Origin of the sequence: Chelativorans sp. M5D2P16 (assembly GCF_034427935.1) — a bacterium.
GTDB lineage: Bacteria > Pseudomonadota > Alphaproteobacteria > Rhizobiales > Rhizobiaceae > Chelativorans.
This window is the reverse complement of the sequence record NZ_JAXQNM010000030.1, coordinates 1-23,105: the sequence shown is the minus strand read 5'-3', so window position 1 is coordinate 23,105 and position 23,105 is coordinate 1. Positions and strand designations below refer to the sequence as shown.

General features: G+C 63.1%; 21 protein-coding genes and 2 pseudogenes. 15 read left to right on the top strand and 8 right to left on the bottom strand.

The window, feature by feature from the left end:
* Window positions 1-62 precede the first annotated feature (62 nt).
* The 3 genes from SIN08_RS14820 to SIN08_RS14810 are packed head-to-tail and all read right to left on the bottom strand — an operon-like array spanning window position 63 to window position 4,596.
* Complete coding sequence (locus SIN08_RS14820) at window positions 63-1,328, bottom strand: cytochrome c (protein ID WP_322452376.1); 1,266 nt, start codon at window positions 1,326-1,328, stop codon at window positions 63-65.
* Window positions 1,328-1,867, bottom strand: a complete 540-nt coding sequence (locus SIN08_RS14815; RefSeq protein WP_322452375.1) for a (2Fe-2S)-binding protein — start codon at window positions 1,865-1,867, stop codon at window positions 1,328-1,330. Before SIN08_RS14815 ends, SIN08_RS14820 begins: the two co-directional genes overlap by 1 nt.
* The gene (locus SIN08_RS14810) at window positions 1,864-4,596 is read right to left on the bottom strand and encodes a xanthine dehydrogenase family protein molybdopterin-binding subunit (RefSeq protein WP_322452374.1); all 2,733 of its coding nucleotides are present in this window, start codon (window positions 4,594-4,596) and stop codon (window positions 1,864-1,866) included. The genes SIN08_RS14815 and SIN08_RS14810 overlap by 4 nt, the downstream gene beginning before the upstream one ends.
* Before the next feature lie 684 nt (window positions 4,597-5,280).
* On the opposite strand from SIN08_RS14810, the pseudogene cysK reads away from it, so the two are divergent.
* The 5 genes and pseudogenes from cysK to SIN08_RS14790 form a co-directional block, all read left to right on the top strand.
* Window positions 5,281-6,372 (top strand): annotated as a pseudogene (cysK, locus tag SIN08_RS14805) (cysteine synthase A); the annotation flags it as partial.
* A gap of 36 nt (window positions 6,373-6,408) precedes the next feature.
* On the top strand, window positions 6,409-6,816 hold the full coding sequence (locus SIN08_RS23665) for a glutaredoxin (RefSeq protein ID WP_416208082.1): 408 nt from the start codon (window positions 6,409-6,411) through the stop codon (window positions 6,814-6,816).
* A complete protein-coding gene (locus SIN08_RS14800) occupies window positions 6,798-8,228 on the top strand; it encodes a pyridoxal phosphate-dependent decarboxylase family protein (protein WP_322452372.1) in 1,431 nt (476 codons plus the stop codon). Before SIN08_RS23665 ends, SIN08_RS14800 begins: the two co-directional genes overlap by 19 nt.
* A complete protein-coding gene (locus SIN08_RS14795; RefSeq protein WP_322452371.1) occupies window positions 8,222-9,055 on the top strand; it encodes a thiosulfate oxidation carrier protein SoxY in 834 nt (277 codons plus the stop codon). The genes SIN08_RS14800 and SIN08_RS14795 overlap by 7 nt, the downstream gene beginning before the upstream one ends.
* A 156-nt stretch (window positions 9,056-9,211) precedes the next feature.
* On the top strand, window positions 9,212-9,520 hold the full coding sequence (locus SIN08_RS14790) for a hypothetical protein (RefSeq protein ID WP_322452370.1): 309 nt from the start codon (window positions 9,212-9,214) through the stop codon (window positions 9,518-9,520).
* Between the two features lie 513 nt (window positions 9,521-10,033).
* Here the strand turns inward: SIN08_RS14790 and SIN08_RS14785 are convergent.
* From SIN08_RS14785 to SIN08_RS14775, 3 genes are read right to left on the bottom strand one after another with little or no spacing between them, the layout of a single operon-like run.
* On the bottom strand, window positions 10,034-11,029 hold the full coding sequence (locus SIN08_RS14785; protein ID WP_322452369.1) for a sugar ABC transporter substrate-binding protein: 996 nt from the start codon (window positions 11,027-11,029) through the stop codon (window positions 10,034-10,036).
* 30 nt (window positions 11,030-11,059) lie between these two features.
* Window positions 11,060-12,091 (bottom strand): ABC transporter permease, encoded by a 1,032-nt coding sequence (locus tag SIN08_RS14780; protein WP_322452368.1) that lies wholly within the window; start codon window positions 12,089-12,091, stop codon window positions 11,060-11,062.
* Between the two features lie 15 nt (window positions 12,092-12,106).
* Window positions 12,107-12,874 carry an ATP-binding cassette domain-containing protein gene (locus SIN08_RS14775; RefSeq protein WP_322452367.1) on the bottom strand — a complete coding sequence of 256 codons (768 nt, stop codon included), beginning with the start codon at window positions 12,872-12,874 and terminating at the stop codon, window positions 12,107-12,109.
* Window positions 12,875-13,135: 261 nt separating this feature from the next.
* On the opposite strand from SIN08_RS14775, the gene SIN08_RS14770 reads away from it, so the two are divergent.
* The 3 genes from SIN08_RS14770 (at window position 13,136) to SIN08_RS14760 (ending at window position 15,961) form a co-directional block, all read left to right on the top strand.
* The gene (locus SIN08_RS14770; protein ID WP_322452366.1) at window positions 13,136-14,026 is read left to right on the top strand and encodes an AraC family transcriptional regulator; all 891 of its coding nucleotides are present in this window, start codon (window positions 13,136-13,138) and stop codon (window positions 14,024-14,026) included.
* 122 nt (window positions 14,027-14,148) lie between these two features.
* Window positions 14,149-15,225, top strand: a complete 1,077-nt coding sequence (locus SIN08_RS14765) for an NAD(P)-dependent alcohol dehydrogenase (protein WP_322452365.1) — start codon at window positions 14,149-14,151, stop codon at window positions 15,223-15,225.
* Window positions 15,226-15,235: 10 nt separating this feature from the next.
* Window positions 15,236-15,961 carry an SDR family oxidoreductase gene (locus tag SIN08_RS14760; protein ID WP_322452364.1) on the top strand — a complete coding sequence of 242 codons (726 nt, stop codon included), beginning with the start codon at window positions 15,236-15,238 and terminating at the stop codon, window positions 15,959-15,961.
* A gap of 290 nt (window positions 15,962-16,251) precedes the next feature.
* On the opposite strand, the gene SIN08_RS14755 is transcribed toward SIN08_RS14760, so the two are convergent.
* Window positions 16,252-16,983: a spermidine synthase gene (locus SIN08_RS14755; RefSeq protein WP_322452363.1), complete on the bottom strand. Its 732-nt coding sequence runs from the start codon at window positions 16,981-16,983 to the stop codon at window positions 16,252-16,254.
* A 692-nt stretch (window positions 16,984-17,675) separates the two neighbouring features.
* Here SIN08_RS14755 and SIN08_RS14750 point away from each other — a divergent pair.
* From SIN08_RS14750 to SIN08_RS14740, 3 genes are read left to right on the top strand one after another with little or no spacing between them, the layout of a single operon-like run.
* A complete protein-coding gene (locus SIN08_RS14750; RefSeq protein ID WP_322452362.1) occupies window positions 17,676-19,157 on the top strand; it encodes a SulP family inorganic anion transporter in 1,482 nt (493 codons plus the stop codon).
* Between the two features lie 11 nt (window positions 19,158-19,168).
* Window positions 19,169-20,017 carry a universal stress protein gene (locus SIN08_RS14745; RefSeq protein ID WP_322452361.1) on the top strand — a complete coding sequence of 283 codons (849 nt, stop codon included), beginning with the start codon at window positions 19,169-19,171 and terminating at the stop codon, window positions 20,015-20,017.
* Between the two features lie 20 nt (window positions 20,018-20,037).
* Window positions 20,038-20,385, top strand: coding sequence for a TraR/DksA family transcriptional regulator (locus SIN08_RS14740; protein ID WP_322452360.1), 348 nt, complete (start codon window positions 20,038-20,040; stop codon window positions 20,383-20,385).
* A 38-nt stretch (window positions 20,386-20,423) separates the two neighbouring features.
* On the opposite strand, the gene SIN08_RS14735 is transcribed toward SIN08_RS14740, so the two are convergent.
* Complete coding sequence (locus tag SIN08_RS14735) at window positions 20,424-20,609, bottom strand: hypothetical protein (RefSeq protein ID WP_322452359.1); 186 nt, start codon at window positions 20,607-20,609, stop codon at window positions 20,424-20,426.
* 453 nt (window positions 20,610-21,062) lie between these two features.
* Here SIN08_RS14735 and SIN08_RS14730 point away from each other — a divergent pair.
* The 4 genes and pseudogenes from SIN08_RS14730 to SIN08_RS14715 form a co-directional block, all read left to right on the top strand.
* Window positions 21,063-21,173: pseudogene (locus SIN08_RS14730) on the top strand (IS5/IS1182 family transposase); the annotation flags it as partial.
* 234 nt (window positions 21,174-21,407) lie between these two features.
* A complete protein-coding gene (locus SIN08_RS14725) occupies window positions 21,408-21,773 on the top strand; it encodes a hypothetical protein (protein WP_322452358.1) in 366 nt (121 codons plus the stop codon).
* A 144-nt stretch (window positions 21,774-21,917) separates the two neighbouring features.
* Window positions 21,918-22,511 (top strand): TetR/AcrR family transcriptional regulator, encoded by a 594-nt coding sequence (locus SIN08_RS14720; protein WP_322452357.1) that lies wholly within the window; start codon window positions 21,918-21,920, stop codon window positions 22,509-22,511.
* A 257-nt stretch (window positions 22,512-22,768) separates the two neighbouring features.
* Complete coding sequence (locus SIN08_RS14715; RefSeq protein WP_322452356.1) at window positions 22,769-23,071, top strand: hypothetical protein; 303 nt, start codon at window positions 22,769-22,771, stop codon at window positions 23,069-23,071.
* Window positions 23,072-23,105: the final 34 nt, after the last annotated feature.

Sequence of the window (23,105 nt, the reverse complement as noted above, 5' to 3'; positions counted from 1 at the left end):
TTCAAATTTCGTCGACCGCCTGCTTGAGCAGCAACGCGGCATAACAAGCGTCGCTCCCGGATTTAATGATCGCTTTCTTGCGTGAGCTTCTCGACTTGCTCCAGTTTCACCGAGGCAGGTTGTCCGCCCCACTCCGTTCTCATGAAATTCGCCAGGTCGACCATTTCCTGGTTGGAGAGCGTATCCGCGAAGCCCGGCATCTCTTGCATCACTTCGCCGTTCGGGTATCGCTGCCTGGGCACGCCATCGATGACAACACGAAGCAGATTGCCCGGATCCGAAAGACGAAGACTGGTGTTCGTCGTCATCGGCGGCGCTACGTGCGGTTTGCCTTCTCCGTTGATGCCGTGACAGCCCGCGCAGACAGCGGCGTAGACGTCACCGCCGCGTTCGTGTGCATCAGGGTCGGTCACCTGTCCCTTGTCTGCGGGACGCGTCAAGGGCGTGTCGGCCATCAGGTGCTTTTGAATCGCGGCGATGTCCTCCTCACGCAGATACTGCGTAGAGTGCTTCAGCACCGGGAACATCTCGAGCGTCATGGTGCCCTGGGGTGCGATGCCCTCCTTCAGGAAGGTGCGCAGGTCTTCCGCGGTCCAGCCACGCTCGGCGAGTCCGGCGGGTGTCAGGCTCGGCGCCAGAATTCCCTCCCCGAGTTGGCCGCCTTCATAGGCTTGTCCCGGCTTCAGCCCGCCCAGCAGATTGCGTGGCGTGTGGCATTCCTGACAATGCCCGAGAACCTCGGTCAGATAAGCGCCCTCATGCGCTTCAGCCGAGAGCGTTTCAGGCAATGACACCTTCGGATTGACGAGATTCCAGAAAGCAAGCAGCCAACGCTGGTCGAAGGGAAAGGCAAGCCCGTTTACGGGCTCCGCGCGCCTTACGGGTGTCTGCGTCATCAGGTAGGCGTAGATCGCGTCACTGTCTTCCTGGGTGATCGCGTGATAGGAGGTGTACGGCATCGCCGGATAGAGGTTTTGCCCATCCTTGCGCACGCCATCGACAATCGCATGGAACAGGTCCCTGGAACTGTAATCACCAATGCCCGTCTCCCCGTTGGGCGTGATATTGGTCCCATGGATCACGCCGAATGGCGTGTTGATCGGCAAACCACCGGCGAAGGGAGTGCCATCGGGAGACTGGTGGCAGGCTGCGCAGTCGGCCGCGATTGCGAGATATTTTCCCCGGGAGATCAGCGCTTGCCTGTCGGGTGAAAGCCTGGCCTCTGCAGCTTCACCGTCATAGGCCGACCTGACGGGCCAGAACACCACCAACACGGCTGCTGCCGCGGCAACGAAAGCGAGGGCCAGCAACCATTTGATAACACGCATTATTTCAACAGCCCCGGCGTGTTCAACACGACCTCGCGCACGGCGCTGTAATAGCGGACATATCCCGTACAACGGCAGATGTGATCGTTCAGCGCTTCCTCGATCACGGCTTCCAGTTGATCGCGACCCACGGGCTCACGCTGCAGGCGTTCGACGAGAACGGTCGCCGCATTCACGAACCCCGGGGTGCAGTAGGAGCACTGGAAGGAGAAATGGTCGAGAAAGGCCTCCTGTACTGGCGTGAGCGCGACCGCACCGTTTTCATCGCGCTTCGCATGTCCCTCGATCGTGCGGATCGAGCGGCCGTTGAAATAGTGCGCTCCGGTGATGCAGGTGCGCATCTCCCGACTCGTCCCGTCCTCTTGATCGACAATGACCGTGCACGCGCGGCACAACCCCTGGCCGCAACCGAAACGGCTGCCGGTCAGGCCCGCATATTCGTGCAGGAAATCGATCATCATCAGCTCTTCGGGCACGGAGAGCGGGCCGATCTCTTCGCCGTTGATCTTCAGGCTGAGGTCACGCGAGGGGATGCTCATATCAGCACCTCTTTGATTTTGTCCTCGGTCAGGGGCAAGTCGCGCATCCTGCGTCCGATGGCATGCGCCACGGCGTTGGCGATGGCGGGGATCGTTGGAATCTGCACCACTTCCGCAATGCCTTTCGGGAAATCCTCCTCCTGCGAGACGGGCAGGTAATTCGCGGTCTGGCTCCACACGGCGACATCCTTTCCGCGCGGCAACCGATAACGATTGTAGTTCCAGTGCCCCTGGCCCGGACCGCCTTCGTAAAGGGGCATTCCTTCGTAGAGCGCATGGCCAACAGCCATACCGATCCCTCCCTGAAGCTGGCCGGAAACGAATTCAGGCACGAGTATCCGCCCGCAATCGAGACTGGAATGATGGGAAAGGAGCTTCACCGCGCCGGTACCACGGTTGACGGTCAGTTCCACAAGCGCCGATACCGGCGCAAAGCGCGACCAGCTCGCATTGTCGAGCTGTGGGTCCATGTAATGAACGTTGCGCCGCTCGATCCGCCTCCATCGGTCGGATCCGGTCTGGATTGCGAGCCCGTCGAGCGGGCGGCGCGAGGTTTCGCCCAGGATGTCGAAATCGGCTTCCGACCAGCCCCAACGATCGAAGGCATGGACCATGGCGCCGGTGACAGCGCCCATGTCGTGGGCTTTTGCGGCAATCTCGGCGAGGGTCAAGGGGCGCCCGTCGGACAGAGTGAACACCCCGTCATTCCAGCGGGCTGCGGCGGCACGATCTATGGAGGAACCCCACAGTGCTGCGGCGGCGGGAAGAATACCGCGCTCGAAAATCAAACGCCCGGCCTCCTGCGTGCCGTGCGAAAAGTAGAAGACGCTGTTGGTGGCGCTGGAGGCGGAGGCAAAAGCCGGAGTCCACCGGGGGTCCTGCTTCATCTCGTCCTGATGAGCCTTGTCCATCGCAAACGGGCTCATGGTGACGAACATTTCGAGCGGCGACCAATCCAGGGCGGCGCTCTCGGTCTCGTCGGCCGGTCTGCCGAACCAGCGCGCGCAAATCAGGGCCTGGGTGGAAACAGCCCCGGTGCCGATCTCGACGGCAATGTGGCGCAGCCTCACCTTGCCGTCGCGCGTGAGCGAAATGGCGGCGGCGACGCCTTCATTCGAGTTGCCGAAGCCCTTTTTACCGATCGCATAGCCGACGCCATACCTTAGGGCAGGGTTGGCCGCTTCGAAGTCCGCCTTGCGTGTCTCCCGACCGACCCAGACCGGGTGTTGCCGATCGGCCTCGATCATCTCCTTCATGCGGCTCTTGCCGAGCGGCACCGCACCGGCGGAATTGCGTTGGCCGTTTTCGAGCGCGTTGACATGCCGCAGTTCCATGGGGTCGACGCCGAGTTCCTCGGCGATCTCGTCGACCAGCATTTCCATACCGATCTGCGCTTCGAGCGACCCGAATCCGCGCACCGAACCCGCGTGCGGCGCACGTGATGAACGGCCGATGGCCACGATGTCGTTCTTGGGCAGGTAATAGATGCCCTGTGCAGCGCCCGCCGCCACCTGGGTGACAGGTGTCGTATAGTTCTGCCGACCGCCGCCATCGAGCTCGAGATCGCCGACGAAGGATTGCAGCCTAAGGCTGCGCCGGTCCACCGCCAACCGGTACCTCATACGCACCGGGTGGCGCTTGATCGCCGTCTGGAAGTGCTCCTCCCGATCGAGTGCCAGGCGCACCGGCCGGCCCTGCGCGTGGAGCGCCGCAACAACGCCATAGTACGGAAAGGGGCTGTGTTCCTTCGTGCCGTAGCCGACCGTGTAGGCCGGGTGACCCTTAAGTTCCTGGACCTTGAAGGTGCTCTTTTCGAGCATCGCCGCCGTGCCCGTCATCACCTCGTGCGGGCTTTGGCTCGCCATGACGATCTCCAGCCTGGCAGCCTCCTCGTCGAACCAGCAATTGCAGTTATCCGGCTCCAATGCGGCGGCATCGATGTAGGGAGAATAATATTCGCGTTCGACGACGTGCCAGTCGGAGGGAGGGCTGTCCAATTCGGAGCGGATCGCATCCGCGTGGAACATGCCGCGGGCATTCACGTCGCCGCCGGCGTCGGGGTCCGGCCACCGGACCTGGTGGTCTTTATAGCTGGCGAAAACATAACCATCGTCGACCGGATTGAAGACGTCTGTCTCGCCCTCGGCACCTTCGGCGCCTTCGATCCGCACGAAACGGAAATTCGCATAAGGGTCGCGCGTGGCAGGCCCCGTGGTCTCACCGAATCGGACAATCCTGTCGCGGTTCGCCTGGTACGTGCGCTTGGCCACGGCGAACCGGGCGAAATCGTTGTAGATCAGGATGGCGAGCGGATGGCCGAGGAAAAGCGGCACCTCGCCCTTTGGCAGCAACATTCGCTCGCCAAAGGTGAAAGGGTCATAGAAATCGAGGCCGGCTTTTGTCGTTTCTTCCGCGGTGACGATAACATCCGGCTGGAGATCCTCTCCCAGGACGGAGAAATCAAGGCCAATGAACGAGGCGTCCGCCCTGTCCGCAAAGACCATGAATGCATGGGCCTGGTCGTCCGGCCAGTCGGGCATGTCGCGCGCGCGGATATCCCGGGCGAAAACCTTTCCACCGGTCACCTTGGCCAAACCGTCCATGCGGCGCTTCAGGCGGCCGGTCTGCGACGCTCCGGGCGCCATCTGGATCTTCTTTTCCAGAAGCGCCGCTCGAGCGGATTTGAGCGGGGCGATGGTGACGGCAATGCCGGCGGCGGTGAATTTCAAGAAGTCTCTGCGGGTCGAATGCATGAGCTGATCTCGCAGAATGTATTTGCGGGCGCGCGCAGATGGAAACGGATGGCTGCGGGCATGTCCAACCGCCGTCAGGACGGTTTTCGCCCGAGCATAGGTGCAGATCCGACCGGGAACCAACCATAAAAATGTCCAGTTTTCACGAACCGCGTTTGGCGCGGTGTAAAAACCGTGATCATTTTTGAATAAACAGCACTAGTGCGACAAGACATCTTTGCAGGTCTTGCCTCGCATGGAAAATCCGGATCCACAAACACGCAGACGGCGGGAGACCCGGGCGAGCGTGAGGTTTCCGGCACGTAGATCGTAGGCTTGTATGCCGCCGGCACTGGAACGATCTCGGCCATGTTCTCCTTCTTTCCCGTTCTCGGCAGCAAGGGAGACAAGGCCGTTGAGAAAGCTCCCGGTCCGCGCAGGGCACAATGCGCAAATCGCAAAGCCTGCCTTCCCATAATGCAAAGACACGCGCCCGGCCGTTGCACTACCTTCAGAACCGTTCGAACGGGCCGGGGTCGAGCCGGCGAACGTCAAACCGGGAGCGCCGCCGCCCATCACCGGTGTCCTGAAACAAGTCAATTCAACAAGCGTAATGGAAAGCGAGCGATGCAACATTCATCCAGCCCCCTCCCGCGGGAACAAACGAGCAATGATCCGCCGGTGAGCCGACGGCAGGCAGAGGCACGGGAGGAACGCCCGGCGGTCCTCTCACGCGTTTGCGGATCCATACTGGACACCGTCGGCAACACGCCCGTCGTGCGGATCAACAAGCTCGCGCCCGAAGGCGCGGAGGTTTACGTGAAGCTCGAGGCGTTCAATCCGCTGGGCTCCGTGAAGGACAGGCTGGCGCTCGGCGTTATCGAGGCGGCCGAACGCGACGGCACGCTGAAGCCGGGCCAGACGGTCATCGAGGCGACCAGCGGAAACACCGGCATCGGACTGGCAATGGTCTGCGCCCACAAGGGCTATCCGCTGGTCGTGACGATGGCGGAGAACTTCAGCGTCGAGCGCCGGCGCCTCATGCGCTATCTCGGGGCCCGCGTCATCCTCACGCCGGCGGCGGAGAAGGGCAGCGGGATGCTGAACAAGGCCAGGGAGCTTGCCGACAAGCACGGCTGGTTCCTGTGCCGCCAGTTCGAGAACGAAGCCAATGCCGACATGCACAGCCGCACCACCGCGATGGAGATTCTCGCCGATTTCGGTGAGAACGGGCTCGACTACTGGGTCACCGGCTTCGGCACCGGCGGCACGCTCAAGGGGGTTGCGCGCGTCCTTAAGGAGAAGAGCCCCGGGACAAGGATCATCGCCACCGAGCCCGACAATTCCCCGTTGCTCGGCAGCGGGGTCACGCAGAGCTATCGCGACGACGGCAGCCCGGCGGCGAGCCACCCGATCTTCCGCCCGCATCTCATGCAGGGCTGGTCCCCCGACTTCATCCCGAAACTGACGAACGACGTTCTCGAGGCGCGATTCATCGACCGTCTGGTGCCGGTCAGCGGCGCCGACGCTCTGGAATACGCCCGTGCCCTGGCGCGGCAGGAAGGTATCTTCTGCGGCATCACGGCGGGCGCGACCTTCGCGGCGGCCCTTCAGGTCGCCCGCGAGGCGCCAAAGGGCTCGCGCATCCTGGCCATGCTCCCCGACACCGGCGAACGCTACCTGTCGACGCCGCTCTTCGACGACATCACGGACACGATGAGCGACGAGGAGATGGAGATATCCGCCTCCACCCCGTCCTACAGGTTCGATGCGCCCTCGCAGGCCGCGCCCGCCGCCGGCGGCCCGGCCATGCCGGAGCCCACGGAGGAGGCGCGGGACTTCGTGGAGCAGGTGATTTCCGATCCCGACAAACCGGTCGTGCTCTTCGCGCTCGAATGGTGCGAGTTCTGCTGGTCCGTGCGCAAGCTCTTCGCGGCGTCGGACATCCCCTTCAGATCCGTCGATCTCGATTCGGTCGCCTACCAGGAAAACAATTGGGGCGGCGATATCCGCGTGGCCCTGCGCAAAAAGACCGGCGCACCGACCATCCCGCAGATATTCGTCGGCGGCGAGCATGTGGGCGGGTGCACCGAAACTCTGGATGCCTTCAAGGACGGCCATCTCCAGGACCTCTTGAAGGCGAAGGGCGTGTCGTTCGATGCATCGAAATCGGTCGATCCCTATGAGTTCTTCCCGAAATGGCTGCATCCGCGATGAAACACCTCGCCGCTCAGGAAGCCGCGGCGTCCGTTCTCGATCACGCCGCCTTTCATGCCAGGCGCTACCGCAACGGCTTACCACCCTTGCATCCCTCGGTAGACGTCCAGCGTCTGCGCCGGCTCTTCGACTGCGGCCTGCCGGATCGAGGGCGTAATCCCTTCGACGTGATCGACGATCTGGTGAACGCGGCCGAGCCCGGTCTCGTGGGCAACACGCAGGCCGGCTTTTTCGCCTGGGTGATGGGCGGCTCGCATCCCGCCGGCGTCGCCGCGGACTGGCTCACCTCGGCCTGGGGGCAGAACGCCGCCATCCATCAGTGCTCTCCGGCTGCCGCGACCGCGGAAGAAATTGCCGCCAAATGGCTGCTGGAGCTCCTTGATCTGCCGCGCGAGAGCTCGGTCGGGTTCACTACCGGCGCGACAATGGCAGGCTTCATCAGCCTGGCGGCGGCAAGAGGCGAGGTTCTGCGCCGCTCGGGCTTCGATCTCAACGAAGCCGGCCTGCAAGACGTGCCCAAGGTCAACATCTTCATCAGCGACGAGGCGCACGCCTCCAACTTCGCGGTTCTGCGCTATCTCGGCTTCGGGGAGCGGAACTTCATCCGCATTCCGACCGACGGTGAGGGCGTGCTGGATTGCGCCGCGCTTGAGGCGGCGCTGAAGCGCGAAACCGGTCCCGGCATCATCGTCTGCCAGGCCGGTCACATAAACTCCGGTGCCTTCGACCCGTTGGAGCCGCTTGCCGATCTCGCCGCCGAGCACGGGAGCTGGCTGCACGTCGACGGCGCGTTCGGCCTCTGGGCGCGCGCGGTGCCGGAAATGAAAGCGCAGTGCCGCGGCATCGAGCGCGCCCACTCCTGGGCCGTCGACGGGCACAAATGGCTTCAGGTGCCGTATGACTCGGGCTTTGCCATCGTTCGCGACGCGGACGCCCACCGCCGGGCGATGGACATCACCGCCGGCTATCTTTCCCATGACGCGCAGGACGGGCGCAATCCCACCCATTTCGGGCCAGAGCTGTCACGCCGCGCCCGCGGCTTTGCCGCTTGGGCGATGCTGCAGGTCCTGGGCCGGCAGGGGATCATGGAGATGGTGCGCGCTCATCACCTGTGCGCACGGGCGATAGCCGACCGTCTCGCGAACACGCCGGGCATCTGCATCGAGAATTCGGTCTGCCTCAACCAGGTGGTGCTTTCGTTCCATGGCAAGAAAACAAATGCCGCGATGCCGGACCATGCGGACGCCCTCGCGGCAGCGCTCAACGAGAGCGGCCGCTTTTTCTTCAGGACTGCAGACTGGCGCGGGCGGAGAGTTCTGCGGATTTCGGTGATCGGCTATGCGACGGACATCGCTTCGGCAATCTCCGCCGCGGACGCCATCGAGGCGGAGTGGATGAAGATCGCATGCTGAACAGCATGTCACGAAGGGGCGGGACCTTTCTGCCGACCGTGCACTCCCGGTCTTGCTTCACACGGCGGCAGGTGCTGGTGATGGGCGGCGGCGCCCTTCTGGCTGTCGTGCCGGCGCTTGCGGCGGGCGCGCCGGCCGGCGGTGCCTGGCGGGACAGCACAAATGCGCGCGCCGTCATCGGCGCCGCCGCGCCCGTTACCGAGGGCATCACCCTTCATCTGCCGAATGTCAGCGACAGCGGCGCGTTCTTGCCGCTTCGCCTCTCGGTCGAACATTCCCAGGACGATTTCCCCGACACAGTGCACGTGATCGCGCCGGAAAACCCCTTCCCGCGCGTGGCAGTCTTCCGCTTCACGCCCCTTGCCGGCCGTGCCCGGATCGCCACGCGCATCCGCCTCGACGTAAGCCAGACGGTGATTGCCGTGGCGCGGATGCGTTCCGGCACGGTGCGGGTGGCCGAGCGAGCGGTCCGTATCGCCTCATCGGGCTGTATCACGCCGGCAGACGGCAACTGGTCGGAGGCGATGCGGACGCGCGTGCGCGTGCCCGTCTTCGAAGCCGGCGTTCCAGGCGAGGTGGTCACGCTCATCAAGCACCCGATGGAGAACGGGCTGGGGCCGGACGCCCCGCCCAAACGTATCATCGAGCGTTTCGAGGCCCGGCTCGACGGCGAACCGGCCCTCAGGGCCACCTTCGGCCGCTCGGTGGCCGCCGATCCCTATCTGCGTTTCCACCTGGCGCCACGGGCACCGGGCATGCTGCGGCTCGAATGGCGCGAGGATACCGGTCGGCGCGCCGTGGAGCGATTGAGGGTCGAGGTCCGCTAGCGCCGTTGGGCTCGAGTGCGCAATTCCCCAAACCTTGCTTCCCCAATTGCAAAGACGGCCCTCCGGCGGGCTGCTATCAAGTAATCAGGATAGCCGACGCCGGGTAGCCCCCTGTGGACGGGCTGCGGCGCGGCCTCGAACGACGGGAGGAAGAAAATGATCATCGCACGTTGGTATTGCTATGCCCGCTTCGGCAAGAAGCCGGAGCTCATCGACCGCATCAGGAATTGGTGGGAAACGATCGGCAAGGAGATCGGCCAGACCGATTACGCCATCTACACCGGCAGCATCGGCGCCGAGGAAGCCCTCGTCACAGTGGACGTGAGGGTGGCAAGCCTGACCGAGCTCAGCGAGCAGTGGGAGAAGCTGGCTGCCCGCGAAGATCACAAGGCGTTCGGCAGAGACATCGAGCCGCTTCTCGTCAGCGGTAACACCCGCTGGGAAGTCCTTCGGGCGGTAACCTGATACCCTTGGATCGGAGGTGGCTGATGCCAGCCGCGCAGCCGTGGCGGCGCCACCTCGATCCACTCATCACCACGCGCGCAGCTCCGCGCGGACGACACTGTAGCCGTGAAGACAAGCTGCAACGGGCTATGAAGACATGCGACGATTGCGAAACGGTGCAGGCGTAAGGTGGGCCGCAGCCCGCGTTCAGCGGCGGCCTCTTCAAGCGGAGACCATCGATATCGCCCTGTGGAGATCTGCACGCAAGCTCGTGCGGCGAAGCGGGCTGGCCGCCCCTGCGCAGGCGCGGCGTAGAGCGGAGAACGCGAGTTTCGATGGTGATGCCGATGGAGCACGGACGTGGCATGCGATCGCCGCAATCTGTCACGTGCTCGTGAGGGAACAAGGCATCCTATGACCAGCATTGGCGGACCGTGTCCGTCCGCATCTTTGAGCATGGGGGGTCGGTGGCGTACTCGACAGCATCCACCCGCCAATAGGGCACGTGGATGCTGTCGAAGCTGCAAGCGTGCTTCAGCGGCCCATAAGTTTGCTCGAGTAGCGGTTGGCGTGGGCCACCACCTCGTCGGCGTCGGTGTCTGCGTCGACCATGACGAACGGTCCTGACCAGACCGGTTCGACTTCTTCTCCGTTCATATGAGCATAAAAGGCATCGGCGACCGCAACGCCGCTGTCGTCGATGGAGCGCAGGGGCGATGCACTGAGCCAACCTTCTTCAATCGCCTGGATCTCGTCGCCCGTACCGCCGAAGCCGAGCGTATAGATATCGTCGGACCTGCCGGCCGCCTTGACGGCCTGGCCGATGCCGAGCCCTACGGCTGTCGACACACCATAGATCAGATCGAGATCCGGATGCGCAGCTAAAAGGTTCTCCGTGGCTTCATAGGCCTTCACCCGGTCGAAATCGGTGTGCACACCGATGATGACCTCAATGTCGGGATGTTTTTCCATGACATCGCTGAAGCCCTTCATCCGCTGATCGCTCACCACGCCGGCCACGCCCTGGAGAATGGCGACCTTGCCCTTTCCTCCGAGCTTTTCGGCCGACCATTCGCCGGCCACGCGCCCGCCCTCGTAATGGTCGAAGGCGATGTACTGCATGGCCCGCGCCGTCTCGTCCTCGTGCGGCTCCAGGAAGTTGTAGACGACCGTCGGAATGCCCGCCTGCTTCAATTTGCGCAGCCCCGGAATGGCCGACTCGTATTCGGTCGCCCCGAGGAAGACATAGTCGGCGCCGCGCTGGATGACCGATTCCACCTGGGAGAGCTGACCGGCGTGATCGGCGGCGTTGGCGACTGCGAGTTGGAGTACTTCGTGCTCGACGCCCAACTCGTCCAGCCGCGCGCGCATCGACCAGTAGACCCGTTCCCAGGCGTCAGAGATATCGAAGGACGGGGACAGATAGGCGATCTGGACCGGCTCCTCCTGCGCCCGCGCGTCGGTGGCCAAAGGCAACGCCATGACGGCGCCCATCGCCGCAGCCAGAAGTGCGCTTCTTCTCGTCAGCATTTTCGTTTCCTCCCTTTTGGTTTGACGTGATCAGCGAGCGCGGCTCCGCGACAGCGCCTTGCGATTGCGGAGCCGGTCTATCCAGGAGATCCTGTTCTCCTTGATGTTGTTGATGGTGACAGCGCAGATCACGATCGCGCCGATGGCGACAAGCTGCCAGAAGAACTCCACGCCGGCGATCACCAGAGCATTGTTCAGGAGCGAAAGAAGGATCGCCCCGAGCAGCGTGCCGTAGAGCGTGCCCTTGCCGCCGAACAGGCTGGTGCCGCCGATGATGGTCGCGGCGATGATGTGGATTTCCATCGCCGTCCCCAGCGTCGCCTGCGTGCCGTCGATGCGCGCCATCCACAGCAGTCCCCCGAGCGCCACCGCAAGACCCATGAAGGCATAGACGGCTACCTCGACACGGCTGACCGCGATTCCGGCGAGCCGCGCCGCCTCGCGGTTGCCGCCGACGGCGCGAATGTGCACGCCGAAGCGCGTGTGGTTGAAGATGACATGGGTCAGCAGGACAAAGGCGGCGGCCACCAGAATCGGCACGGGAACACCGAGCACCTCACCCTGGCCGAGCCAGATGAGCTCCGGCGGCAGACCGTAATAGAGCTTGCCCTCCGAGTGTAGGAGCGCGATGCCGCGGAAACCGACCATGGTCCCGAGCGTCGCGATCAGCGCCGGGACTGCCAGGAAGGCGATGACAACGCCGTTGAAAGCGCCGAGCGCCGCCGCCAGGGCAAACATGACCAGCACGGCCAGGGGCCAAGGGGTGCCCGACTCGATCATGCCGAAGGCCACGCATGTGACCACGGCCATCATCGAGCCCACCGAAAGATCGATGCCGCCCTTGGTAATGACGAGCGTCATGCCCATGGCGACGATGACATAGGTCGACGCCTGGGTCAGCACGTTCAGCAGGTTCGCGTAGGTGGCAAAGCGCGGGTTGATCAGCGCGAACACCGCGATAAGCACCAGGATGGCGAGTGTCAGGCCGACCGCCTCGAAGCGGAACCGGCGGTCGGCGTGGCCGATGGACTTCACGAACTGTTCCGTGGAGGTCATTGCCATTGTCCCCTTCCCTCCTCAAGCGTGCCCGACGGTGATCATCGAGACGATGTCCGCGCGGCTGACGGCGGATCTTTCCACCACCCCAACCATCGCACCGTTCTTCATGACCGCAATCCGGTCGGCGATGGAAAAAACGTGCTCGAGATTGTGGCTGATCATCAGCACCGTCATGCCCTTGGCTTTCAGCCGCACGACGAGATCGAGGACTTTCTGCCCTTCATCGACGCCGAGCGCGGCCATCGGCTCGTCCATGATCAGGAGATCCGGCTCCGAAAGAAGCAGCCGGCTGATGGCGATGGTCTGGCGCTGGCCACCCGAAAGGCGGCGCACGGGTTCGTTAAGCGTCGGCAGGCCGATCGAGAAGTTCTGCAGCAGCTCCCGCGTTCTGCGCCGCATCTCCGCCTTGTCGAGTGCCCTGAAGAAGCCGGCGACCGGTTTCGTCAGCTCGCGCCCCAGGAAAACGTTCTGCGGCACGTCGAGCTCGTCGATGAGGCCGAGACTCTGATGCACCGTCTCGATTCCCCGGCCGCGGGCGTCGGTGGGTCGTTTGAAGGCGACGGGCTCGCCCTTCAGCCGGATCTCCCCTTCATCGGGGATGATCGCTCCCGAAAGGACCTTGATCAGCGTGGATTTGCCCGCACCATTGTCGCCGACCAGCGCCAGAATCTCGCCCCTGCGCACGTCGACGTCGACGTCGCGCAGCGCACGCAGCCCACCATAGTATTTGTTGAGGTTGCGCGCCGTAAGCAGGGAGCCGCGCGCCTGCTGCCCTTCTGGGTTCATCTCATGCTCCTCCCGTTCACATGCGACACGCGGGAGCGTCAGAACACGCTCCTCCACGCGCCCGGCCGAAGCCGCGGCGTTCCCGGAACTCCTCCCCCGGTTCTGTCACAATGAAACGATATTGAAGCAAAGTCGCCGTCGCGACGTCTATTCAATCAAGTTTGCAAACAATCTTGCAGATCACCGGCATTGCATCTTGACTTGCCGGCGTTGCTCGACCTTCATTTCGCCGTGCACTGCGTTTGGGAGGGAGGAGCCCGGATGCTCAGGATCAATCCAGCCTACGAAGTTATCGTTTGCGCGCCGACGGAATCGTTCCGCTGGTACGTGCATGACTATCCGCATCATCTGGCCAAGTGGCACTACCACCCCGAATACGAATTGCACCTCATCCAGGGATCCACCGGCAGGATGATGATCGGCGACTATGTCGGTCCCTTCACGCCCGGCACACTGGTCCTGACCGGGCCGAACCTTCCACACAACTGGGTGAGCGACATCGGCCCGAACGAGCGCATCACCGACCGCGACATGCTCATCCAGTTCAGCGAGGAGTTCGCGCGTTCGCTGATCTCCGGCTTCGCCGAACTGAAGGATATCCAGGCGATGCTGGAGGAGTCCGTCTACGGGCTCGAGTTCACCGGCGACGCGGCGGAGGAAGGGCGGCGGCTGCTCGGCGCGATCGGCGAAGCCGGTGGCCCACGCAGACTCATTCTCTTCATCGAGCTGATGGCGGCGCTGGCGAACGCGCCTTCGCAGCGGCGCATGCTGTCGCGCTGCGCGCCGGCCATCGGCGTCTACACGAGCCAGTCCAAGCGCCTGCAGAACGTCATCAACTATATCTTCGAGCACTACCGCAGCGAGATCCCGATGAACCACGCAGCGAAGCTCTGCGGAATGGAGATCAGCACCTTTTCACGCTTTTTCAAGAAGCAGACGGGCCACACCTTCGTGCGGTTCATCAATCAGCTTCGCGTGCACCACGCCTGCACGCTGCTTGCCGAAACCGATCTGAGCGTCACCGAGATCTGTTTCGACTCCGGCTTCAACAACACGGCCAACTTCAACAGGCAGTTCGCCACCATCTGCGGCCAGACGCCATCCGAATACCGGCGCAGCAGCCGCGCCGTGACCGCGCCCTGGGCCGCCTGACCGAGGGCGGCGGCGAGCAGGCGACGATGTCATGAATGTTTGCAACTGGTCCATGATCGACGTAGCCGCCCCACCTGCTCCGGCCTAGGCTGCGGCAGAGGCAATGTGAAAAGGGGAGCATCTTGGCACACGGTTCGTCTCACGATCTAGCCGCCGACACGCGCGCGCTGGTTCTCGAGGAGAAAGGCAGGCTGTCGCTCAGGCCCTTCGAAGTTGCAGAAGCGCTTGGGCCGACCGATGTACGGATCGCCGTCCATACTGTCGGCATCTGCGGCTCCGACGTGCACTACTATACCCATGGCGCCATCGGGCCCTTTGTCGTGCGCGAGCCGATGATCCTCGGACACGAGGCCTCCGGCACGGTAGTCGAGGCCGGGGCAAACGTACGCCACCTCGCGGTCGGCGACCGCGTGTGCATGGAGCCCGGCATTCCGGTGCCGACGTCGCGCGCCTCCAGGCTGGGCCTCTACAATCTCGATCCCGAGGTGCGCTTCTGGGCCACGCCACCCGTACACGGCGTCCTGCGCAGGAGCGTCGTCCACCCGGCCGATTTTACCTTCAGGATCCCGGACAATGTGAGCTTCGCCGAGGCCGCCATGGTCGAGCCGTTCGCAGTCGGCGTCCACGCCATCAACAAGGCGCGTTGCACGGCAGGCCACACCGCGGTCATCATGGGCGCCGGGCCGATCGGCCTCTTGACGGCCGTGGCGGCACTGGCCGGTGGATGCGCCCACGCGATCGTGAGCGACATCGACGATACGAAACTCGAGATCGCCGGCACGCTGGGCCGGATCTCCACCGTCAACGTGGCAAAGAGCGATCTGGCAGCCGAGGTCTCGAGGATCACCGGCGGCTGGGGTGCCGACGTCGTCTACGAATGCTCGGGCAACGAGAAGGCCGCTTCTTCGGTGTTCGAGGTCCTGCGGCCCGGCGGTGTGTGCGTGTTCGTCGGCATTCCCCTGGAGCCGATCGCCTATGACGTCGCCGCGGCACAGATAAAGGAGGCGCGTGTCGAGCACGTGTTCCGCTATGCGCATGTCTTCCCGAACTGCCTAGAAATGCTGTCGGCCAAGACCTTCGATATCACACGCCTCATCACCCGCACCTTTTCCTTCGAGGAAAGCGTCGAAGCCTTCGAACTTGCCGCCCGTGCACCCGCCGGCGAGGTGAAGATGCAGATTGTTCTTGGCAACCGATAGGGGGATGAAAATGGATTTCACCGGCAAAACCGTCATCATCACCGGCGCCGGAAAGGGCATCGGACGAGAGACGGCGCGGCTGCTCGCCGGCAGAGGCGCCCGGGTCACCGCTCTTTCGCGAACCCGGGCGGACCTCGACAGCCTCAAGGACGAGATCGATTGCCGGTGTGTGGCCGTCGACCTGGCAGACGCGGCGGCGGCGCGCAGCGCCGCGCGGGAGGCGGCGCCGGCCGACTACCTCGTCAACTGTGCGGGCATCAATGTTCTCCAGTCTTTTCTGGAGGTGACCGACGAGGCGTTCGATCTGGTCCATGCGGTCAACACGAAGGCGGCGATGATCGTCGCGCAGGAATATGCGCGCGCCCGCGTCGAAGCGGGCGGCGGCGGCGCGATCGTCAACGTCTCCAGCATTTCCTCGATGATCGGCTTCGACGACCACGCCTCCTATTGCGCCTCGAAAGGGGCGATGGACGCCATGAGCCGCGTCATGGCGAACGAACTCGGCAAGCATTCCATCCGCGTCAATTGCATCAATCCGATCGTCACGATGACGGAGCTGGCAGCAAGGGCATGGAGCGATCCGGCAAAGTCCGAACCGGTCTTGAACCGCATCCCGATCGGCCGGTTCGCCGAGACCCCGGATGTCGCCGAAGTTATCGCTTTCCTGCTGAGCGACGCGGCGGCGATGGTCAACGGGCTGGCCATTCCCATCGATGGCGGCTTTCTCGTTCGGTGATGCGGCACGCGACCGCGCTGCGGTGCTCCCTTGTGCCGGTGCGGGAAGCTAGGTTGCGTCGAGGCGCGGACCGGCGGCCGGGCAATCGCCCGGAATCTCACCGCGGGTGTGGAGGCGGAGAACGCAAGATGTGCTGAAGCATCTGCTTGCCGGCAAGCCGGCGGCAAACATCCTCCGCAGCGCCAGCAGTCCTTCCCGGCGACCGTCTTGAACATCCGCAGGTCCGCGGAAAGGGCAGCAAGGCACCGCGCTCATAGGTGCGGATCTTGTCGCGTGGCCGTCAGAACGGTTCATGAGGAAGTTTGCGCCTTCCAGGCGAGATAGACCGCTTGCCGGGCTTCACGGTCCTGAATGGGGTTGTAGAAGACGACCGGTTCGGCACGGGCCTTCCCAAAGGCGGCCGTTAGCACTTCCGTGAACGCCGGATCCTCCGGTTCGTTCGACCACAATGCGAATACGCCGCCGGGCACGAGATGCTCGGAAAGCTTCTTCAGCCCCTGAAACGTGTAGAGCACCGCGTTTTCGGACTTCAGGACGTGGCGGGGCGAATGGTCGATATCCAGCAGGATGGCATCGAAGCGGGAAGCCGGGTTGAGCGGGTCGAAGCCGGTTTCGGGTGAGCGCGCCATGGCGAAGAAGTCACCATGCACGAAGCGGCATCTCTTGTCCGCGGCAAGCTGCCTGCCAAGCGGCAGCAGACCCGCCTCATGCCACTCGATCACCGGCTTCAGCGCATCGATGACGATAAGCGATCGCACCCCGGGATCGTCAAGCGCGGCCGCCGCGGTGTAGCCAAGCCCGAGCCCGCCGACGGCCACTTTGTGCCCGTCTCCGGAGAGCGCGCGAAGTGCCAAGGTTGCGAGCGCCTTTTCCGATGTCGTGAATTTCGATGACATCAGGAACTCGTCGTTCAACTTGATCTCATAGACATCCTCGCCGGTCGCAATCTCTCGCCGCCGTCGAAGCGAGAGCGCGCCAAGCGGCGTGATCTGATAGTCGAGTTCTTCGAAGTACCGGCTCAAGCAACTACCTTTCCTGTTTGATGCGGGCTGCAGACAAGTTCGACGTGACAAACCGACGATGGCCCCGCTCATCCAAAGCCGCGGCCCGGGCAACGGCGGTGCCTGATGCAGCCACCATCCGGATGGCGGCACGAATTCTCCATCGACGCCGAAAGTGCGTTGGATGGACGTGGGTGGGGCCGCGAACCGCCCCATCTCGACCGAGCACGCGGCTCACCAGACGGTGTATCGTCGCGCGCTGCACGCGTCGTCCCAGGATCGTGAGACGAGAATGCCGGTCGACAGGGCTGTCACGTCTCCTCTCGTTTCGGGAGAACCTGCAGAGACCGGAAAAGTCGATCCTGATCAGTCAGACAGCAACTGCTGGTGTTCCCCTTAACATCGTTCTTCGGTTCTTTGTAGGGGAGAATCCGTCCGGCCTCAGCCCCGCTCAGCGCAATCCCAAACCGCACGGCATTTCTGCAAGGCAGCCATGCGCCGGCATCTATAGCTTTCAAAATGAGGCCTCGATCGCTAAAGGGAGAAATATTGCGCTGCAACATCACTCTCCTCCTGCGGTCTCAAGTGTCGCGCATTCGCGCTGTCCGCTCACGCTCTGGAGCGGCGACGGCGCGTTGAGAGCGCTCCGACATCCCTCCGCGTTCCACGCCCCCTGTAGTGTAGCGCTGTTTTACAATCGAGGTTTCTCTTTAATGCTCTTTTCCAGGATCCGCGATGAGTGGTTCGGCAATGTTCGTGGTGATCTCCTCGCGGGGCTCGTCGTCGCCCTTGCGCTCATCCCGGAGGCCATCGCCTTCTCCGTCATCGCGGGCGTCGATCCGAAGGTCGGCCTCTACGCGTCCTTTTCGATTGCCGTGATCATCGCCTTCACCGGCGGGCGCCCCGGCATGATTTCGGCGGCAACGGCGGCCACCGCCGTCCTCATGATCACGCTCGTCAAGGATCACGGGCTGCAATATCTGCTCGCCGCGACGGTGCTCGCCGGTGTGCTGCAGGTTGCGGCGGGGCTATTCCGACTCGGCGACCTGATGCGGTTCGTGTCGCGATCCGTGATCACCGGCTTCGTTAATGCGCTCGCCATTCTCATCTTCATGGCGCAGATCCCCGAGCTCGTCGGCGTCCCGCAGATGACGTATGTGATGGTCGCGGGCGGGCTGGCGATCATCTACCTGTTTCCGCGCCTGACCAGGGCGATTCCTTCGCCACTCGTCTGTATCGTGGTGCTCACGGCCATTGCGCTCTATTTCGGCATGGATTTGAGAACCGTCGGCGACATGGGTGAACTGCCGTCCACCCTGCCTGTCTTCCTCCTTCCCGACATACCTTTGAGTCTGGAGACATTGACGATCATCCTGCCCTATTCGGCGGCGGTGGCGATCGTCGGCTTGCTCGAATCGCTGATGACAGCCTCCATTGTCGACGAGTTGACCGACAGCCCCAGCGACAAGAACCGCGAGTGTGTCGGCCAGGGCGTCGCCAATGTGGCGACCGGCTTCCTCGGCGGCATGGCGGGCTGCGCGATGATCGGCCAGTCCGTGATCAACATCAAGTCGGGCGGGCGCGGCCGCCTCTCGTCGCTCGCCGCCGGCGTTTTCCTCTTGTTCCTGATCGTGGTCCTGGGCGAGTGGGTCAGCATCATACCGATGGCGGCGCTCGTCGCCATCATGATCATGGTGTCGATCGGCACCTTCTCGTGGACCTCGATCAAGAACTTGCGCGAACATCCGCGTCGCTCCTCGATCGTCATGGTGTCGACGGTGGTGGCGGTTGTCGTCACGCACAATCTTGCGATCGGCGTGCTCGTCGGTGTGCTCCTGTCGGGGCTCTTCTTCGCCTCAAAGGTGGCGCAGATATTCCGCGTCTCCTCAACCCTCTCGGACGATCGCAAGGAGCGCGTCTATACGGTCGAGGGGCAGGTGTTCTTCGCCTCGGCGGACGCGTTCGTCAAGGCGTTCGATTTCAAGGAGGCGCTGGAGCGGGTCCGCATCGATGTCGGACGCTCGCACATCTGGGACTTGACCGGCGTCGCCGCGCTCGACACGGTGGTCTTGAAGTTCCGCCGCGAAGGCACCGACGTCGAACTGGCCGGAATGAACGAAGCGAGTGCGACGCTCGTCGACAAGCTCGCCATCCATGACAAGCCCGGCGCATTCGAACGCCTCATGGGCCATTGAGGGAGGAACGCATGTCCAAGATACTGGCTCTGGTCGACGGGTCGATCTATGCCGACAGCGTCTGCGGGATCGCCGGCTGGGCGGCCCTGAGAACCGGCCTTGCGGTCGAGGTCGTCCACGTCCTCGGGCGCCGCATGTCCAGCAGTTTCGATCTGAGCGGGGGGCTTGAGCCGGGCCAGCGCTCCGCGCTTCTGGAAGAATACACCCGCCTCGACGAGCAGCACGGCAAGCTTGCCCAACAGAAGGGACGCGCCTTGCTCGACGCGGCGAAAACTACGCTCGACGGCATCGGCGTTGCCAAGGTGGAAACGACCCTGCGCCGCGGAGACCTCCTGGAGGCACTGGCCGATCTGGAAGCCGATGCGCAGATCGTCGTCATCGGCAAGCGCGGGGAAGCTGCCAATTTCGCCAAGCTGCATCTCGGATCGAACCTCGAACGGGTGGTCCGCAGCGCGAAGGTGCCGGTCCTGGTGGCGGCGCGCGCCTACACCCCGTTCGACCATTTTCTCATCGCCTATGACGGCGGCAAAAGCGCAAGCCGTGCCGTCGACTACGTCGCCGCAAGCCCCCTCTTGAAGGGCCTGCGGTGCACCATCCTGTCGGTCGGGGCGGAGACGCCGGAGAACCGCTCCCGGCTCGAGGCACCGGCCTCGCTGCTCAGGAACGCCGGCCTCGACGTCGACGCGCAGCTCTCCAACGGCGAGCCCGAGGAGGTCATCAGCGCAAAGGTCGAGGCCGAAAACATCGGCTTGCTCGTCATGGGCGCCTACGGTCATTCCCGGATCCGCAGCTTGATTATCGGAAGTACCACGACCGAGATGGTGCGGCGCTGCAAAATTCCAGTCTTGATGTTTCGCTGATCTGTGATCAGGTACAGGCCATGGACGACAATGCCTACGCCGAATTGCTGCAGAAGTTCCGGCCGCGGCTCGAGCAGGAGCTGGCCGAAATCGATCGTCTGAGCACCGACAACGCGAATTGGAGTGCTCCCGTGGAACTTGACCAGCAAAGCGTTGGTCGGGTTTCGCGTATCGATGCCATGCAGATGCAGGCGATGTCCCAAGCGGTTCAGCGCCGCCGCATGCACCGACGGCACCTGCTCCTGCAGGCTCTCAAGCGAATGGACGAAGGAGAGTTCGGCTACTGCACGGAATGCGGCGAGGAAATTCCCCCGGGGCGCCTGAACGTCGATCCGACTTTCGCTGCCTGTGTGCGGTGTGCGACGTAACACCCAACAAACGCAACATAAGCAGCAAAGGCGAACAACTAGGCGGTACCCTCGGGAACCAGATCCTCCAGGATGATAGCTTCGGCTTCGCTCAGCCGTTGCCGCTGCAGCCGGAGCGTTACGGCCGCCACCCGCATCATCCCACTCATTTCCTTTTTGGTGAAGCGGCCGGCGTTGTCTGCGATGTGCTCCAGCTCTTCGGCAAGATCCATGTCATCGTACATCTCTCGACTCCTGTCGGGTAATTGGGACTACGTCCGCGCCTGATGGCCGGAACCGTATCTGCGCAGATAACTTCCGATCTGGCGAACGACAGCCTGTCCAGCATCGCGGTCCAGAAGGAATTTCATAGCCTCGCCTCGTTCCTCGGTGCTCGAAGCCTACGGCCGAGAAGAGCCGCACGTTGGAGTAATAGCCAGGAGAATCCGAACGCGTTCGCCGCCCGGCAAAGCCACGGCTTTGAGCGCTCAGGCGGCAAGGACCACGAGCGCCGATCGGTAAAATCCGGATTGGCTCACCGGAGCCATGGCAGGCGCGAAACGCCCTGTGCCGACCTGTCCGGTCTCTCCGGTCCCTGCATGAATACAAGGGGATGAGCGAGAAATAAGCCATCCTCCGGTACACTTCAACCGGCAGCGCGGCCGAGAGAGACTATTGGGCTTCGCTACTGCTGGCGCATCGAAGCCGCGTTCCGCAGGTTCAAGGATTTCCGTCGCATCGTCACCCGCTACGACGAATTCGTCAGGAACGCCCTGTCCGTCGCCGCTCTCGCAGCGCTCATCGCTTTCCTGGGTTTGAACGAACCTTGGACCTGGCCGGGATTGACGCGCGTCACATCTTGTGTGACATTTCCATTAGACCGACCGGTCTATTCTTAACATCGACGAGGGAGAGCACTCATGACGAAGCAGTCCATCCGACTCCGGCATCGCCTGTCCTCCGACGCCGACGATCCGACTGAACGGAACGCTGCATCGGAACAGGCCGCTGCTTTCACCCTCGGCTAGAAAGGAAATATCGTGATGACCACAGCCATTGAAACCCGGCGCTTCGACAAGCCCGACGACCTGCTCGATATGAAAGAATGCGGTGGTATCGCCATCATCAAGATGGGGACCGGAGCGACCGGAATGCACGCCGTATTCGAACCTGGCTGGACCTGGGAGAAGGATGAAAAGCCTCTTCTCGGCAACCCGGACTCTTGTCCGATGCACCACACCGGTTATTGCATCGCCGGCACTCTCGTCGTCCGCATGCTCGATACCGGAGCGAAAACGAAAATCGCGCCCGGCGATTTTTTTGAAATTCCGCCGGGCCACGACGCCTATGTCGAAGGCGACGATCGCGTGGAACTGATCCTCTTCGCGCCGCCCGAACACCAACACTGACCCGCGGCGCGCCCGATACTCACGCTTGGCGTCGGCGCGGCCCGCAATCTGTAAGGCCGCCCGGCGAACCAGCGGGGCGGCCTTGACCTTCGGCGCCCGGGAGCCGATTTTCGCTCCCCAAGGACCACGAGCTGGATGTTCTCGATGAGCGATTCCACCAAGGAGCGCATGCTCGACGCGGGGCTGAGGATGCTCCTGCGCCATGGCTACAATGATCTCGGCATCCAGGCCGTGCTGCAGGAGACGGGCATGCCGAAAGGGTCGTTCTACCACCACTTCAAGAGCAAGGAGGATTTCGCCCTTCAGGTCATCGACCTCTATATGAGCGAAGTGCACAATGGGCTGGACGATTCCTTGGGCGACCGCTCCCTGCCGCCACTGGATCGTGTGCGGAAGTTCTTCGAATCGACACGAGACAAGTACCAGGAGGAAGGGTACCTCGGCTGCATGCTCGGCGGCCTGGGTCAGGAGTTGTCCGGGATCAGCCCTGTTTTTCAGCAGAAGATCGAGTCATGCCTGTCCATCATCGCGGGCCGCATCAAGGACTGCCTGGAGGAGGCGCGCGACCGGGGCGATCTGCCTTCCGGCTCGGACCTGCAGTTATTGGCCGACCTAGTGGTGAATTGCTGGGAGGGGGCCGCCCTGCGCAGCCGGCTGCGTCGCGATCCGACACCTCTCGATACCATGCTCGACTTCTACTTTGCTTCCGTCGCCTCGTCGCCCAGCACACCGGCGTAGAAGTCCCGAACGCGGTGATCTGCAGTGTCGTTGGGAATGCCGCAGTCGGGCGGAAATATGTCGTTCGCCTCTAGCTGCCTCATCTGAACCTTGTGTTATCTCGGGCATTCCGACGAGACAAGGCGCAGTCGGGATCCGGAGCGCGTAGCTATACGGTTCAGTTGCGACCGGACCTCGATATCCGTGAGGTTGGGACTGTTCCGGGGGCCAAAAGGCGCTCGGAAAATGTGGACTGCTGAGGTATTGGAGGCGAAATCATGATCGCTGTGAAGCAAACCGGCCATTCGGATCCGTTCACGTTCGATGTCGTGATCCGCGAATCCGGCAGTGAGACGCACCACCGGGTGACCATGTCGCGCGCGGATTACGACCGGCTCACGAATGGCGCCTGCCTGCCGGACCACTGCGTGGAAGCCGCCTTTCGCTTCCTGCTGGATCGCGAGCCGAAGGAAGCCATTCTCTCGAGCTTCGATATTACCGTGATCGCCCGCTATTTCCCCGAGTTCGAGGCAAAGCTTCCCCAGTACATCGTCGCCGTCCCGACGGGAGAGGGGTCGTGATCGGCGCCGTCGCCGGCGACATCATCGGATCGCG